General features: G+C 60.2%; 15 protein-coding genes. 13 read left to right on the forward strand and 2 right to left on the reverse strand.

All coding sequences use genetic code 11. The features are described from left to right. Positions 1 to 282 precede the first annotated feature (282 nt). Complete coding sequence (locus AC1DUP_RS14985; protein WP_477833037.1) at positions 283 to 690, reverse strand: hypothetical protein; 408 nt, start codon at positions 688 to 690, stop codon at positions 283 to 285. A gap of 697 nt (positions 691 to 1,387) precedes the next feature. Here AC1DUP_RS14985 and AC1DUP_RS14990 point away from each other — a divergent pair. The 13 genes from AC1DUP_RS14990 to AC1DUP_RS15050 all read left to right on the forward strand — a co-directional run bounded on the left by AC1DUP_RS14990 (position 1,388) and on the right by AC1DUP_RS15050 (position 11,897). Then, entirely contained in the window at positions 1,388 to 1,786 is a 399-nt protein-coding gene (locus AC1DUP_RS14990; protein WP_115037906.1) for a DUF1236 domain-containing protein, read from the forward strand. 133 nt (positions 1,787 to 1,919) lie between these two features. Then, positions 1,920 to 2,186 (forward strand): hypothetical protein, encoded by a 267-nt coding sequence (locus tag AC1DUP_RS14995; protein WP_113297008.1) that lies wholly within the window; start codon positions 1,920 to 1,922, stop codon positions 2,184 to 2,186. Between the two features lie 408 nt (positions 2,187 to 2,594). After that, entirely contained in the window at positions 2,595 to 3,125 is a 531-nt protein-coding gene (locus tag AC1DUP_RS15000) for an AAA family ATPase (protein ID WP_477833038.1), read from the forward strand. A 469-nt stretch (positions 3,126 to 3,594) separates the two neighbouring features. Further along, positions 3,595 to 4,044, forward strand: coding sequence for a DUF805 domain-containing protein (locus AC1DUP_RS15005; protein WP_115034661.1), 450 nt, complete (start codon positions 3,595 to 3,597; stop codon positions 4,042 to 4,044). Between the two features lie 301 nt (positions 4,045 to 4,345). Next, positions 4,346 to 4,789 (forward strand): DUF805 domain-containing protein, encoded by a 444-nt coding sequence (locus AC1DUP_RS15010; protein ID WP_477833039.1) that lies wholly within the window; start codon positions 4,346 to 4,348, stop codon positions 4,787 to 4,789. Between the two features lie 26 nt (positions 4,790 to 4,815). After that, positions 4,816 to 5,547 (forward strand): hypothetical protein, encoded by a 732-nt coding sequence (locus AC1DUP_RS15015; protein WP_477833235.1) that lies wholly within the window; start codon positions 4,816 to 4,818, stop codon positions 5,545 to 5,547. Beyond that, positions 5,540 to 6,826: a hypothetical protein gene (locus tag AC1DUP_RS15020; RefSeq protein ID WP_477833040.1), complete on the forward strand. Its 1,287-nt coding sequence runs from the start codon at positions 5,540 to 5,542 to the stop codon at positions 6,824 to 6,826. The genes AC1DUP_RS15015 and AC1DUP_RS15020 overlap by 8 nt, the downstream gene beginning before the upstream one ends. Then, positions 6,813 to 7,769 carry an AAA family ATPase gene (locus tag AC1DUP_RS15025; RefSeq protein WP_113297003.1) on the forward strand — a complete coding sequence of 319 codons (957 nt, stop codon included), beginning with the start codon at positions 6,813 to 6,815 and terminating at the stop codon, positions 7,767 to 7,769. Before AC1DUP_RS15020 ends, AC1DUP_RS15025 begins: the two co-directional genes overlap by 14 nt. Then, a complete protein-coding gene (locus tag AC1DUP_RS15030) occupies positions 7,770 to 9,077 on the forward strand; it encodes a DUF58 domain-containing protein (RefSeq protein WP_477833041.1) in 1,308 nt (435 codons plus the stop codon). Further along, positions 9,074 to 10,153 (forward strand): stage II sporulation protein M, encoded by a 1,080-nt coding sequence (locus tag AC1DUP_RS15035; protein WP_477833042.1) that lies wholly within the window; start codon positions 9,074 to 9,076, stop codon positions 10,151 to 10,153. Before AC1DUP_RS15030 ends, AC1DUP_RS15035 begins: the two co-directional genes overlap by 4 nt. Continuing rightward, positions 10,150 to 11,058 (forward strand): RDD family protein, encoded by a 909-nt coding sequence (locus tag AC1DUP_RS15040; protein WP_113297000.1) that lies wholly within the window; start codon positions 10,150 to 10,152, stop codon positions 11,056 to 11,058. Before AC1DUP_RS15035 ends, AC1DUP_RS15040 begins: the two co-directional genes overlap by 4 nt. A gap of 63 nt (positions 11,059 to 11,121) precedes the next feature. Then, on the forward strand, positions 11,122 to 11,451 hold the full coding sequence (locus tag AC1DUP_RS15045) for a hypothetical protein (protein ID WP_477833043.1): 330 nt from the start codon (positions 11,122 to 11,124) through the stop codon (positions 11,449 to 11,451). An 89-nt stretch (positions 11,452 to 11,540) separates the two neighbouring features. After that, on the forward strand, positions 11,541 to 11,897 hold the full coding sequence (locus AC1DUP_RS15050) for a hypothetical protein (protein ID WP_477833044.1): 357 nt from the start codon (positions 11,541 to 11,543) through the stop codon (positions 11,895 to 11,897). A 127-nt stretch (positions 11,898 to 12,024) separates the two neighbouring features. On the opposite strand, the gene AC1DUP_RS15055 is transcribed toward AC1DUP_RS15050, so the two are convergent. After that, positions 12,025 to 13,941, reverse strand: coding sequence for an adenylate/guanylate cyclase domain-containing protein (locus AC1DUP_RS15055; protein ID WP_477833045.1), 1,917 nt, complete (start codon positions 13,939 to 13,941; stop codon positions 12,025 to 12,027). Positions 13,942 to 15,088 lie beyond the last annotated feature (1,147 nt).

The following is a 15,088-nucleotide window of genomic DNA, read 5'->3' on the forward strand; positions in this document are numbered from 1 at the left end:
CGATATACTCTTCCATGGCTGTTCTCCATTGATGCTGGGCCCGGCGTCCAGTCGAGAGCCCGTACCTCATCTTATCGGGGAACAGCCGCCTTCCAAGATAATGTTCGAATCCGAAGGGGCATGGCTCCTGCGATTACCCCATGTGGTGGGGGCAGGCAACAGCGCCCGATTATTTTTGTCTACCATGTAGATCGGCGGCTAAATAAAATGCCCGGTCACCTTCTCTGACCGGGCAAATCGCGATCTTAAAGATAGTCTTGACTGCTTAGGTAGCTTTGACGCTTAGGGCGTCAGCTGGCTGACGTAGTCGGCGATCGCGAGTGCGGCCCTATTCAACGTCCGCGTTCCGTCTTCGGATTCACGAATAGAGCGTTTGAGGCTAGTGCTCAGATATGGAGATGCCGGATACGTGAAATTGTTAAGAGCGGTGAAGATGGGAATTGCCAGCCTTAACCTTTCCTCGAAGCCAGCCCAGTGCATGGCTTCATCGAAGTCATTGTCGTACGGTCCATACATCGTCACTGAGTCATGGATTTCAGTGATCGCTCCCTGAGCTTGCTGCTGCGCTGCAACTGCGGCTTCCTGGCCTGGCTCGATCAGCGCAGGATTGATTTGTGCCTCTTCAATCAACACTCGCAGGCGCATAAGCGCCCCATCAGTTAGCCAACGTTCGTAATCCAACATATACATTCTCAAAATTCTCCCGGCTAAAGCACTTTTAGGACCAACGACGGCCCATCGATTAAATGGCAATCACGGCGATTGCTTTCCAGATTGCCCTAGACCTTCTTTCAACTTTTAATCGAATTGGCTCTACCATCACCTGATGATGGGTGATGGGGAGTTGCGGACGGAGGCCCTTAGAAGCGAGGTCCGTTCAGGTCAGGCTCAAGTCACGCGCATACACCCCCAGACGCGTTCCCCAGCCGCGTACGACGATGCCGATGCCTGGTGACAGGCTTGATCTGATGCTATCAGGGACGTTGCACACTCGGTCGACAAGAAATGGCATATCATCCAATTTGACTGGAGTGTGGCAGTTCTTAAGGTGTCGCCGTCACCTGATCCGAATGACATTGCCATCATGATCAGCTGTGATAACGGGCCGCGAGGATACAACGTGCCATAAATTGTTGCCTCCTTCCGATTGAAGGCACCCTTGATGACGCGTTTTATCTCAAGATCCGCCCGTATCATTTTGGGCTCCCTTTCGTTGCGCCGCCACCCCAACCAACTCCCAGATATCGCCATCTCAGAGCGCCCCTCGCAACCTCCGACCTTAGTCTGGGTCACCCCCGGACTGAGGTCGCATGGCGGGAACAGCGAAGGATTCCTGCCGTTGGTTCAGCAGCGGTCAAAAAGGCCGCTTGAACAAAAGGAGGATCACATGCTTTCCAAACTTATCGTAGGTGCGGCCGCAGCCGCGGCACTGATGTCGGGCGTTGCGTTCGCGCAGTCTTCGACGGTTAACGGCGCTGCAGGCGGCGCAGTCACCGGCGCGATCGTCGGCGGGCCGGTTGGTGCTGCCGTCGGTGGTGTTGCCGGTGCCATTGTCGGCACGGTGATTGATCCGCCGCCGGAAAAGGTCGTCACCTATGTCCGTGAGGCACCTGCACCCTCGACCCGCGTCGTGGTCAAGGAGAAGGTCGTCGTCGGTCAGCCGCTTCCGCAAACCGTCGTCGTGACACCGGTTCCGGACAATTCGAAATACTCATATGCAATCATCAACAACGAGCGCGTCATCGTCGAACCGTCGTCGCGAAAGGTGATCCAGATCATCAACTGATCGGGTCCGTATGCGGCTGAGCCGCGTAGGCCCATCCTCGACAGAAACGACGTCCGCCGCACATCTGCAGCAACGGCGGCGTCACCTTTCTCCTCGCCGGATTTTACGGTCGGGGACCAGCTAGTGGATTGTCATGTCAAACACGGAATCAGACCGGGTGCTGTTTGCCCGGATTTGGGCTCTCGGCGCCAAAGCAGTGAAAGACAACCGCATCTCCGGGCTGACCGATGTCACGCTCAGTACGCCTACCCTAGACGAGTACCAGAATAGCCGCGGCGAGCGGATGGCGGATCTGATCAAGGTCGTCCAGCTCGGGATACTGCAACTCCGCGACAGCGGCGAGCTCATTGAATGCGAGCAGGTGCAGACGACCGGGCGACCGGTGAGAAGCCGGGCTTGAAACATCGTTCGACAATGGCGGGGAGGTTGGGACTTTAGTCCGATTGAAGTCCACGATCCGCCCGCTAATTTCTGTTCCGCTGATGCCTCCAGAATCAGCACGAAAAGGGTGTCTCTTCCTGGCCCCGAGCACCCTTTTCAACTTCTTCCGCAAAAAAGCCACCAACGTCCCTCGGCATCTTCTTTCCGTTTTTCCCGTGCTTCCGGCTGCTCGATTGCGGGACGGGTTAAGCCGCCAGTTCCCGCGCAGTTTCTGGACCGTCGATCTTGGCAAACCGTTAGAATTGAAGCGTCGGAAATCCATTACAATTCTGCGCATAAGGCGGTGGGGGTAGTTGACCCGAGAGTGCTTGGCCCCAAGGGTATTTGGGGATTGCCGAGAGCGTCCGGTTGATCGAACGAGAGCGAAATGGGTGTCAGGAACTATCTGATCGAAGGCGTTTCCGGGACCGGCAAGACCACAGTCGCCACCGAATTGCAGCGGCGCGGTTACGACGTTATCCACGGCGACCGTGCGCTGGCTTACAAAGGCGATCCGCAGACGGGCGAACCGCTGGATCGTGCTGCGCTGGAGCAGAACATTCCGGATGTGGCCTTCGCGCACAAGCACCACCTTTGGGATGTCGACAGGGTCAGGTCGCTGGCGGCCGATAAAAGCCATCCGGTCTCCTTCTTCTGCGGCGGCTCAAGGAATTCTCATCACTTTATCGACTTGTTTGACGCAGTTTTCGTTCTCGATGTCGACCTGGAGACGTTGAAGAACCGGCTTGCCAGCAGACCCGAAGACGAGTTCGGCGGGAAACCGGCCGAACGGGACGTGGTTCTGCGACTGCATGCGACGAAAGAAGACAATCCCGGGAATGCGACGACCATTGACGCCACCCAGCCGCTCGCCTCCGTTGTCGACGATATTCTGTCGCGATGCGGAGTGGTCGGCTAAACGTGTCGCGATGTTTCAGGTACTCCGGCTTCTCGGGTGTCTGCAATCGCGCGATGCCAGGCAACGCGATTTGGATTGGACGAATTGTCTTCGATCTGCCACAAGCGCCGGAGGACGCGACTGCCGTTATCTCTAGAACGGGGTCGGGCGACCGATTGACGTCACGTCGCTGCCGCGAGATCACGCTGGCCGTCCTTCTTTTTCGACCTTGTGAGCCCTGCCCGGTGCAGTGCGCCCCATGCAATCATTGCTTCCGTCCTTGACAGGATGGGATGCCTGACGCCGGGTCCTAAGATGAAAAAAACTCAACGCGTGATCGTTGCTTTTTCAAATGGCGAGACCGATGCACGTCGCTTATTGCAATTTCTGCGTTTGAATTGTAGCTGTTTTCTCATTCGAAACGACTGTCGTTCCAGGGCGATGGTGAGTCGTCACCGCGCTTGCGGCAAGCAGAAATGGGGGCATTTCAATGGGGTTTACTGACGCTGTTCGCACAGTTCTGAGAGAGAAATATGCAACCTTCTCCGGTCGGGCCTCCCGCTCGGAATATTGGTGGTACTATCTATTCTATATCCTGGTGATGACGGTGCTCATCATTGTCGGCATCGGGATCACAGCCGCCTCCGGTGGGGTCGAGAATGGGGCTTCGTCATCGGTCATTGCCATCGGTGTGATCGGGGGTCTGCTCATACTTGCAACGATTATTCCGACGCTGGCGCTGATTGTTCGCCGCTTCCATGATCGTAACATGTCCGGCTGGTGGTATCTCGGGCTGGTGGTCCTGGGCTTCATTCCCTATGTCAATGTGATTTCAGGCATCGCCGTTTTCGTAATCAGCGTGCTTCCGGGCACTGTCGGCCCGAACAAGTTCGGCCCGGATCCGCTGCGTCCGGAAGTAAGAGCCGAGGTTTTTGCCTAAGGTATCGCCATCGCGGATGTCGGGTTTGCTGGCTGCGCTATTGCCATCTTGACTCTGTTTTCCTTGTGCAGGGGCGGGACAGGCAGTTGGCGCGGCGGTCCGCTTCCGATGGAAGCGAACGCCTAATTCCAGTGAAGAAATTGAACGCAAAAGCGTTATCATTTTTGAATAGTGACGGACACGACTGATTTATTGCAATGCTGCGTTTGAATCGTAGCTGTTTCTCATTCGAAACAACTGTCATTCCAAGGCGATGGTGAGAGGTCACTAGGCTTGCAGCAGCAGAAATGGGGGCATTTTTATGGGGTTTACCGAAGCTGTTCGGACGGTTCTGACGCAAAAATATGCGACCTTCTCCGGTCGAGCCTCCCGCTCGGAGTGCTGGTGGTTTCAGCTGTTCTACGGGCTGGTGCTGATCGGACTTGGAATTTTGGCTGCTTTGACCGCCGGTTCCGGTGGTCAGGATGGACCTTCGTCACTGCTCATTGCCATCGGGGTCATCGCCGGATTGTTTGTTCTCGCAATGCTGTTGCCGCAGATGTCCCTCACGGTTCGCCGTTTCCATGATCGCAACATCTCGGGCTGGTGGTATCTCGCGATTTTTATCGCAAACTTCATTCCCTACCTCAATGTTGTTGCGGGCCTCGCGGGCCTCGTTATTACCGTGCTCAAGGGCACGGAAGGTCCGAACAAGTTCGGGCCGGATCCGCTGCGTCCCGAGATGAGAGCGGAGGTTTTTGCCTGAGCCGCATCCTCCGTCACGCCGGCCTGCTGGTGGCTCTATCGCTGGCCGCCTCGGCCCAATTTTCCCCTGCGCTGGCGCAGGACAGCAGCGGTCAGCCAAGCGGTGAGGGCGCTCAGCCTCCCAGCATGGTCGGCAGCGAATATGCCGCGCAATGCGCGCTGAATGGCGTGCGCTGCAAGCTCACCTATCGCGATGATCAGGTGAAGCCCAAGGCCGAGCCGAACGCGACCCTTTCGCGCGACAATCGTTCGTTTTCCCCGCTGGAGGAGTCGGCCATTAGCGGTCCCGTGGCGGTCGTGCTGGTGCTTGTCGCTCTTCTTGTCATCATCGGTCTGGCGATGCGCTTCGGCAATGGCGGTGTGCTCTTGTCGTCCGCACCGCGCGATGTGAAGAAGCGGCAGGGGGAGGCGCCGGAGAGCTGGCGCACCTCTGGTTCCGAGCGCGAGGAGAAGCCTGTCGATTTCCTGCAGCGGATTGCCGCCATGGCCGATCGCCGGCAGGCGCTGGTGCTCTTGCTTCGGCATTGCCTGCTGCACGCGGCCGACGTGACGGGAACGCGGCTTTTCCGCTCGGATACGGAACGGGCCTTGTTCGCCCGCCTGCCGGAGACCATGCCCGATCGTGAGCGGCTGGAATATCTGCTCTCCGAGGCGGAGCTCGTCCATTATGGCGGCCGCGCGGTCGCGGAAAGCCATTTCGGCGCGCTTCTGAACGTCGCGCGCAGTTTGCTGTCGGCAGGCAGGCTCGGCCATGCGTAATTCGGGGCCCATTCTGATCCTCGTTCTGTTGGTCGGGCTCGCGGCGCTGGCGCTTTTCGGGCTGTCGCGCAACGATGATTTCGATCACTCGCCGCTCGGCAACAAGGGTCTGCAGGTGTGGCTGGAAGCCAAGGGCATTCCCGTCATCCGCTCCGATCCGCATGTCACGAGGGCGGGTTCGGAAGTCTCGCTTCGCATCCTTCCCCTGCCGATTTCCGAGGGCTTCAACGCGGGCCCGAAAGACGACGAGACGATGGACGAAGAAACGGCAATCCACAGTCTGGAGGGCTGGGTTCGTGAGTCAATGCGTTACGCATTGCCGACGCTGATAATAATGCCAAAATGGCGCGGCAGCGTGGCGAAGGATGGAATTGCCCAACAATCGGGGCTGCACCCGCTCGACGATATCAACGGCGATCTTCACTGGATTGCTCCCGTAAATTTACGTCTCACTCGGAATGGGCCAGGTTTTGCGGAAGCGCATCCGGGCATGAGAGAGGGACACCCTGTCAAGATCGCATTGTATCAGGCGCAAACTTTCGATTTGGCAAGCTTGCCAAGCGCTTGCAAGGAACTCGCGGGTACGCAGACGGGCGCGCTGCTCGTTCAATGCGAAAATTTTCCTAGCGTCTATCTATTGTCGGATCCCGATCTGCTGAATAATCACGGGCTGGCGCTCGCCGAAAACGCTGCGTTTGCCATATCCCTTATTAAGCAGCTGCGTTCCGCCAGTGAGACACGTCCGGTTTATCTGGACACATCTGGCGCCCCGCTCGATGAGGTGACGCCTCAAGACGAAGGCCGCCCCTACGAGCGCTCCGGCTCCGATCTCAAACGCTTCTTCGCCTATCCGCTCTCTGTCATCTGGGGAACCCTGTTCATCGTCGTGGCGATCTGCTTCTGGCGCGGGTTCTGGCGTTTCGGTCCGCCGCTCAAGGATGCGTCCGGGAATATCGAGCTGTCTAAGTCTGCGGCGATCGAGGCCACCGCAAGGCTGCTTCGCCTGTCGGGCAATGACGGGCGGATGGTGTCGCAGTTCGTGCTCCATCTGCTTGCGGACAAGGCGCAATTGCTCTTCGGCCCCGGAGCCGGAAACGAGGCGGGCATAGATCGGCTGTTCAAACGCCTGGCGCGCCGCGATCACGAGGCGGCGCAGGCGCTGCATTCGTCGGCTCAGGCGCTGATTGACCGCGGGCATTTGATGAAACCTGCGGATCTGCACCGCAATCTCGAGACATTCAGGAAATCGCTAGGGAGCATCGACTTTGGATCTAGGTGAATTTCGCAATCTCATCGCCGCGGTTCGTGGAGAGATCGGCAAGGCGGTGCAGGGACAGGATGCGATCATCGATCTCGTCCTGATCTCGATATTCTCGGGCGGGCACTGCCTTGTCGAGGGTCCTCCCGGCACGGCAAAGACGCTGCTCGCCCGTTCGGTTTCAGCCGCCATGGCGCTCGATTACCGCCGCATCCAGTTCACGCCGGACCTGATGCCCGGCGATGTGCTGGGCGTCAATCTCTTCAATTTCCAGACGAACCAGTTCCACCTCACCAAGGGGCCGGTCTTTACCGACATTCTTCTCGCCGACGAAATCAACCGCGCGCCGCCGAAGACGCAATCGGCGCTGCTGCAGGCGATGAACGAGCGGATGGTGACCCTTGACGGGGTCGATTATTCGCTCGGGCCTGACTTCTTCGTGCTCGCGACACAAAACCCGATCGAGCAGCAGGGCACATATCCGCTGCCCGAGGCGCAGCTCGACCGCTTCCTGTTCAAGCTTGTGGTCGATTTTCCCGACCGAGAGACAGAGATCTCGATCCTGTCGCGCCATGCCGATCAGGCGCTGAAGGCCGATATCAGCAAAGCCGGTATCCGGCCGCTGGTGACCAGCGAGGCGCTTGCTGCGGGCCGGGCGCTGATCGATGCGATCCATCTGGACAAGTCGATCCTCACCTATATCGTCGATCTCGTGCGCTCCACGCGCTCCGATCCCGATATTCTCTATGGCGCCTCCACGCGTGCCGCCGATGCCGTGGCCGCCGCCGTGCGCGTGCGGGCTGCTTTCGAAGGGCGCGATTACGGGTTGCCTGACGATGTGCAGGCGCTGCTGACGCCGGCTTTGCGCCACCGCATCGTGCTGTCGCCTTCGGCAGAGATCGACGGGCGCACGCCAGACGATGTGCTGCGCAGCCTACGGAACCGCGTGGATGCGCCCCGATAGATGCGGCCGTCTTCGCACCTGATCGCCCTTGTTCTTGCCATGGCGGCGCTGACGGTCATCGTCAGCGTGTGGTGGCGCGACATGAACATGGCGCTCGTCTTCCTGTGGGTGGTGCTTGCGGTCGTCACGGCCGGCGATCTCGTCCTCTCGGCGCTATCGGGCCGAATGGCTGTCGATGTCGATCTGCCGCCGCAGGGTTTTGTCGGCCACACGGTCCCATTCACGGTTGCCATCAACAGGCAGAAGGGCAAGCTGCCCGAGGGGATCGACATCAGGATCGATGCCGCGCCCGAACTCGTTATCGGCGAGCGGCCGTTGGAGCGTGCCGCTTCCGGGCCGGCGAAGGCGTCCTTCGATCTGCAGCTGACGCGGCGCGGGCAATTTTCGGTGCGTGAACTCTGGCTGAAATGGCCCTCGCGCCTGAAGCTCATCGACAGGATCGTGCGCCTGCCGGTGGCGCGCGAGATCTCCGTCATTCCCGATATCTCGCCGGTGCTTTCAGGTGCGATCAAGACGCAGATCCTGCCGCTCGAAGCCGGGCAGAAGGATCTGCGGCTGCGCGGCGAGGGATCGGAATTCCATCAGCTGCGGGAATTCGCCAGTGGTATGGACCCGCGCAGCATCGACTGGAAGCGCTCGGCGCGCATGCGCAATCTCGTGGTGCGCGAGATGCGGGCGGAGAAGAACCACCAGATCATCCTCTGCGTCGATTCCGGGCGGCTGATGGCTGAACAGCTCGGCGGTTTCACCAAGCTCGACCGCGCCATCAATGCGGCTCTTTCCATGTGCTGGGCGGCGGGGCTTGCGGGCGATCTCGTCGGTTTCTACAGTTTCGACAGCCGGCCGCGCCTCTTCCGGCCGGCTCTGCCGGGGCGCGCGGCCTTTGCACGGCTGCAAACGGTCTGCGCCGAGCTGCGCTACGAAACGCAGGAAACCAACCATACGCTAGGGCTGACGCATCTGTCGGGACGGCTGAAGCGACGGTCGCTGATCGTGATATTCTCCGATTTCGTCGACAGCATCACGGCGGAGCTGATGATCGAGAACATCCAGGTGCTCGCCCGGCATCATTTCATCGTTTACGTGGCCTTGCGCGATCCGATGCTGGCAAAGTTGACGGAGCCGGAGGAGACGACGCTCAATGCCATCGCCCGCTCGGTCGCGGCCCGCCAGATCGTGCAGGAGCGGCGAGCCGTGATGGAGAAGCTTTCGCGTCTCGGCGTGCTCTGCCTCGACAGCACGCCCGAGGCGCTGACATCGGATCTCATTGCCCGCTACATCGAAATCAAATCCCGCGAGATGATATGACGGATCTGCGCATCGACCCCAGGATGGATAGTGGCGCGACGCTCCATGCCGGCGGGGTGCAGAACGACCTCCTGCGCTCGGCCCGCTTCCGGCTGGAGCGCGAGGCGCACTGGCGCCAGCTGGACCAACTGGTGAGCCGGGCGGAGGAGGGCGGGGCTGCTGCACTCAGCTATAACGAGGTGCGAGACCTCGCGGCCGGCTACCGGCAGGCGATGAATTCGCTCAGCGTCGCGCGCGATATTTCGCTCGACCGGGCGCTGATCGCCTATCTGGAAAGCCTTTGCGCGCGCGCCTATCTCGTCGTCTATGCGCCGCAGGAAAGCCTTGGCGGGCTGATGAGCCGCCTGCTGCTCAAGGGCATTCCGCAGGCGGTGCGCCGCTCGGCCCTGCCTCTCTTCATCGGGTTCCTGGCGCTCGTTCTCGGCGCTCTTGCCGGATACAGGCTGTGCAGCAGCGATCCGAGCTGGTTCTATACGTTCGTGCCGTCGGAGCTCGCCAATCAGCGCACGCCGGATGCGTCGGCCGATTACCTGCGCTCGACGATCTACGGCAATGAGCGGCATGAGAGCGATGGGCTCGCGGCCTTTTCGGCCTACCTCTTTTCCCACAATACGGGGATCGCCGTAATGATCTTTGCGCTTGGCGTCTTCGCATCGGTGCCGAGCTTCATTCTGACTTTCTACAATGGCCTGATGCTCGGCGCCTTCTTCGTGATGTTCCGGCAGAAAGGGCTGGGCTACGACGCCTTCGCCTGGCTTTCCATTCACGGCGTCACCGAGCTTGCGGCGATCTCCATTGCCTGCGCCGGCGGGGCAGGGCTCGGGCTTGCCGTTCTTCTTCCGGGCGCGCGAACCCGCAAAGAGGCTCTGCGCCACCAGGGGCATGATGCCGTCAAGCTCGCGATCCTTGCGGCCCTGATGCTGGTCGTGGCAGCCTTTATCGAAGGCTTCCTGCGCCAGCTCGTCCAGGAACCTGTCTGGCGGATCGCCATCGGCTGGGGCATGGGTGTCTTCTGGGTCGCATGGCTCTCGCTTGCAGGACGCGAGGGCAAGGCTTCGCGTGGAGCTGTCAGATGAAGCAGCCGGACCAGACGATGACAGACGGCAAGCGCGTCATGCAGTTCATCCCGCCGGAGGGCGTGCCGATCAGTTTCGCGATTGCCTCGATCGGGGCCCGTTTGGGCGCGCAGATACTCGATATCATCTTCACGACCCTGCTTTTCGTCATTATCGCGCTTGCCGTCGTCTTCACGGGAGCCTTGCCCTTTAGCGCCATGACGGTTCTGATCACCCTGATGGGCTTTCTGCTGCGGACCCCCTACTACGTGCTCTCGGAGCTGATCTGGAACGGGCGCACGCTCGGAAAGAAAATCACCGGCATTCGCGTCATCAACGTCGATGGCCGACGCCTGACGCCGCATCAGGTGACCGCACGCAACCTGATGAAAGAGGTGGAGATCTTCGCTCCGATGGGCCTTCTGGGCACGATCGGCGCACAGTCGGGGCTGGAAGGTGGATTGACGGCCGTTTGGCTCCTGGTGGTGGTGATCGTTCCGCTCGCCAACCGCCGCCGGCAGCGCATCGGCGACATGATCGCCGGCACACTGGTGGTCGACAATCCGCGCTCCGTGCTGCTGTCGGATCTCGCGCTGTCGTCTCCTGCCAAGGCTTCGTCGCAGCCGGCATTCGAATTCCTGCCCGAGCATCTCGATATCTACGGCAAATACGAGTTGCAGACGCTGGAGGACGTGCTTCGCGATACGACGAAGAAGCCGCACACCGAAGAGATCATCAAGATCGTGCGCACGATTACGAGAAGGATCCGCTATGAGGATGCCGTGAAGCCCGGCCAGGAGATGCTGTTCCTCAATGATTTCTACCGCGCCCAGCGCGAGCATCTGGAGAGCCTGAAGCTGTTCGGAAAGGCGCGGGAGAACAAGTATCACGAGCATACGAAGACAGAGGCGAAGAAGCTTGTTTGAGGCGGGGGTGAGTGGGGTTCGCCGGCTTACTGCGCCAGAGATTATACTGGAGGGGATGGTGTATTGAACCTGCGGATTTTAGGCGCTTTCGTGCTTGTTTTTTCTGCCGCGAGCCACGCCCAGGCTGACGATCGCACAGCCGCAGCGGCAATCACCTTTCATGCCATGACGAAATCGGCATGCGGTTTCAACATGACGGCAGAATCGGCAATGAAAGCTGCGCGCATACTTGGAATGTCGAGTCCCGGTCTCGATCCAACGCTTTCGGCGATGTTTGCAATTTGTGCCGAGATGAAAAAAGGAAACAAAGGCAAAACCATTGAGATCCAGGCGCACGACAATCGCAACTTGCTACGGAAAGTCGTCGTTGAAAAAGCCAAGTGGTGGCAGTGACGAGACCCGGAGTGCATGAATGACCCCGCACGCGACAATGGCGGCGTCATCCGGCCGATGTATTGAGATAGGCGCGGAGGTGAGGCTTTATGGACTATGACCCTTCTTACCCAACAATAGTGGCTCCACTCATCGCGCTGCCGATCTTTTTCGTTTTGAATATCATGGTGCCCCTCTGGGCTCATTTTGCCGGGCGTTCATCCAAGCGGTATAGGTGGGCGCTGCATATATTGGCATTTCTGTGGGTGCTGGCGTCCGGTTTCATGTTCGATCCCGTGGGATCGCCACATCTCGCGTCAGATGAAGAGGAGGGGCCTGGGGACGGCTTCCTGTTCCTGCCATTGGCTCTGGAAACAGCAGCCGTGTTGGTTGTCTATCTTCTGGCTTTGGTGGGGCTGCTCGTCGGGCGCCTTATCGGGCCAAATACCTGTCAATCTCGCTCGTAAGGCCGGGTGGAGGAATTCGCCGCTCACTCCACCCTCCGTCATCAAGGCAGGCGAGGGGCGTGCCAAACGAAGCCGTTGAGGAAGCCGAAGCATTTCCAGTCGGCGTTGCGGTTTCATTCTCTGGTCGTTACGGCGATCCACTCTCCCCGACCAGCTCCCACAGATCCACCCTCTCGGCCCGCCCCTTGACCTGCGACAGACCCAGCGGCCGAAACTCGAAGCGATCTCCCACCGCGTCATGAATAGCCGCACTCACCAGGATCGACGTGCCGAAGTCCTTGTTCAGCCCTTCCAGCCGTGACGCGACATTGATCGTATCGCCCATGGCCGTGTACTGCTGGCGCGAGATTGCGCCGAAGCTGCCGACGACGGCGGGGCCGGTGTGGAGGCCGAAGCGGGTGAGGAGTTCGGGGCGGCCGGTCCGGCGGTTCTCCTCGTTCAGGGTGTCGATCGCCGCTTTCATGGCGAGTGCGCAGCGGCAGCCGTGTTCGGCGTGGCTGTCATCCTGCACGGGCGCGTTCCACATGACGAAGATGGAGTCGCCGAGATATTGCACGACCGTGCCGCCATTGCGCTCGGCGATGGTGTTCAGGAGTTCGAAATAGGCCGATAGCGTATCGACCACGTCTTCGGGCGAATTCCGCTCGGATATGGTGGTGAAGTCCCTGATGTCGGTGAAGAGCGCGGTGACATCCTGCCGCGTCGCCTTGACGACCGCTCGGCCCTCGGGACTGACGATGCGCCGGACGACTTCGCGCGGGACATAGAGGGCAAACTGGCTGATGGCATGGCGGCTGGCGGCCAGCGCGCTCGCCAGCGTGTTGATCTCCGATATCCAGGAATGCGAGACGGCCTTCTCGCTGACATCGAGATCGCCAATCCTGCGCGCTTCGTCGGCGAGGCGATAGAGAGAGCGGCTGACCATGCGCGACAGCAGTACGGATGCGGCCACACCCGCGATGACGAAGGCGGCGGCAATCAGCAGATTGCGCACGAGCAGGCGGTTTGCCTCCGCCACCAGGTCCTCCATCGGCACGACGATGGCCGCAACACTTCCCTTGAAGAGACCGGAGACACCGACGGGGGCGATCTGCACGAGCTGGCGTTCGCCGTCGAGCTCGATCCGCGCCAGGCCGCCATTGGCAAAGGCGGGATCGCGCCTGAGCCTCGCCACGGTTTCGACGCTGGTGTCGAAGCCGTTGGCCGTCGCATCGAAGGCACCCGATGCTCTCGACCATATTGCGATGATCCTGCTCATGATATCGGGGTCGGAATGGGCGACGAGATCATCGCCGGCATCGATGATGTAGGCGCGCGCACGCGGCGAAATCCCCTGCGCGTTCAGGAGGGCGCTGACGGTCTGAAGATGGATGTTGATGCCGACGACCACCCGGCCGTTGCCCCGCATGGGTGCCGCGATCGTCAGCGTCGGCACCTGCAGCGTGCCGGCGACATAGGGGCCGACGGAAACCGGCGCGCCATCCTGGATGACGGCCTGATACCAGGGGCGCTGGCGCGGATCGAAGGATGCATAGTCGATATCCCGCCCGCTGATCTCTCTTGCCTCGCTGTCGAGAAAGCGAAGCGTCGAGATGACATCGGCTGTTTCCCGCCCCGCGATCGTCCTGATCGCGAAAGCCGTCCCGTCAGGTGCGGCAAGTGTGCGGCGAACATCCTGCCTCTGCGCGTTGATGACCTGCAGGTAGGAGCCATCGGGATAGCCGGTGTAGATGCTCGTGGCATTGGGGATGTTTCGCAGAACTTCCAGAAGGAATTCCTGTTTTGCCTCGATATCCCGAGGCGGCGGGGAGGCGAGCTGCGGCAGTGTCGATGCCAGCGCCACCGCCTCCATGCCGCCCTGCAGCGTATTGCGGTATCCTTCGATCAGCCGCAGGCTCATCTCGCGCATCTGCTGCACGCCGGCGCTGACCGCAGCATCGCTGCCGCGGCTGAAGGCCAGCCAGATGATCGGCATCGACGTGCACAGCAGCGATGCGACGACCAGAACGCCGAGATGCAGTCTTAAGGGTCTGGACCAGCGCACGAGACTTCCCTCGAAATGCGGGCGCGTTTCAGCACGGGCATCGTCTCGATACTATCCGGCCGTGCAGGAATGAGCGTACCCAACTGTCGCAGCTAACTGCTTTTTGAGGCGTTGCACAAGGCGCTGGCGGCAGGAGCCCGCTCGGGCCGCCAGGCTGGATGCGGTATCGATGGGATAAACAGCGCTTGCCGAACGTGCGCCTTGCAGCAAAGGGTCAGGCATCGGACTTTGGTCCGATTGAAGCCGATCCGCTCTCTGCTACATACTTTCCCGCTGACCCTGAAAAATTCAGCGCGAAAAGGGTGTCTGACCCTGACCCGGCGCACCCTTTTCAACTTTCTCCTGTTAGCCGCCGATGCCCCTCGGCGGCTTCCTTTGCGTTCTCGTGCGATGCCTTCCCCCCGGTGGATAGGGGCGTAGCGGCGTGTCACGCACTTTTCACGCGACTCTTGCTCCCATCCATGATTATTTCACGCGCCTAACGCGTTTTTGGCGGACTGAGCAGGTATAAGGGCTCGCATATGTATTGAGTGGCGGCCCTTGTAACTGGCCTCAAAATCAGGAGGTTTCGGCCTCTTTCGGTCCGGATTTCTCGCGGCACGGCGGCCCTGTTCGATGGCCGCACCCCACATCACCATGACCATAGCCAGCGATGCTGACTGGCCCAACAGCAGAGGCGGGCCAACGGGCCGGGGAGTTCGCTATCTCTTCATGATGGGGGTGTCCGCTTCCGGCCGGAAGCGGCATTGATCATCCATCCGCACCGTTCAAAGCACGGCCTGGAAACAAATGAAGGGCTCCCACTCAATACTCGGCGAGCCCCCCGCATCGGTTTCGGTCCTAGTAATCCTACTACCGCCGCGCATCCACTTTCGTCGCGGCGCAGCCGATTCGCAATTCATCCAAAAGGGTTAGGTGGAGGGCCGGTTGTGCGTGCTCACGGGGTCTTGCGATAGGCATCCTGTCGAGGGATGACAGGTGCAATGATTTCGCCCGCTCAAAGCCGCCGTCCTTCCTCCATCGCTGGGTGAGGAGATCGCCCTCGCCAATATCAGGCCAACGGGCGCGCCTGAGAATTCTTCTGTGGTTGTTATTGCGCGTTACTCGCGCCAGGCGGGCGGCAATGCTAGGAATCGCCTGCTAACTG

Source organism: Rhizobium sp. 01L419, assembly GCF_056400025.1.

Coding starts and splice junctions, on each gene's coding strand:
- AC1DUP_RS14985 (WP_477833037.1), bottom strand. CDS start 690: ATGTATATGTTGGATTACGAACGTTGGCTAACTGATGGGGCGCTTATG.
- AC1DUP_RS14990 (WP_115037906.1), top strand. CDS start 1,388: ATGCTTTCCAAACTTATCGTAGGTGCGGCCGCAGCCGCGGCACTGATG.
- AC1DUP_RS14995 (WP_113297008.1), top strand. CDS start 1,920: ATGTCAAACACGGAATCAGACCGGGTGCTGTTTGCCCGGATTTGGGCT.
- AC1DUP_RS15000 (WP_477833038.1), top strand. CDS start 2,595: ATGGGTGTCAGGAACTATCTGATCGAAGGCGTTTCCGGGACCGGCAAG.
- AC1DUP_RS15005 (WP_115034661.1), top strand. CDS start 3,595: ATGGGGTTTACTGACGCTGTTCGCACAGTTCTGAGAGAGAAATATGCA.
- AC1DUP_RS15010 (WP_477833039.1), top strand. CDS start 4,346: ATGGGGTTTACCGAAGCTGTTCGGACGGTTCTGACGCAAAAATATGCG.
- AC1DUP_RS15020 (WP_477833040.1), top strand. CDS start 5,540: ATGCGTAATTCGGGGCCCATTCTGATCCTCGTTCTGTTGGTCGGGCTC.
- AC1DUP_RS15030 (WP_477833041.1), top strand. CDS start 7,770: ATGCGGCCGTCTTCGCACCTGATCGCCCTTGTTCTTGCCATGGCGGCG.
- AC1DUP_RS15035 (WP_477833042.1), top strand. CDS start 9,074: ATGACGGATCTGCGCATCGACCCCAGGATGGATAGTGGCGCGACGCTC.
- AC1DUP_RS15040 (WP_113297000.1), top strand. CDS start 10,150: ATGAAGCAGCCGGACCAGACGATGACAGACGGCAAGCGCGTCATGCAG.
- AC1DUP_RS15050 (WP_477833044.1), top strand. CDS start 11,541: ATGGACTATGACCCTTCTTACCCAACAATAGTGGCTCCACTCATCGCG.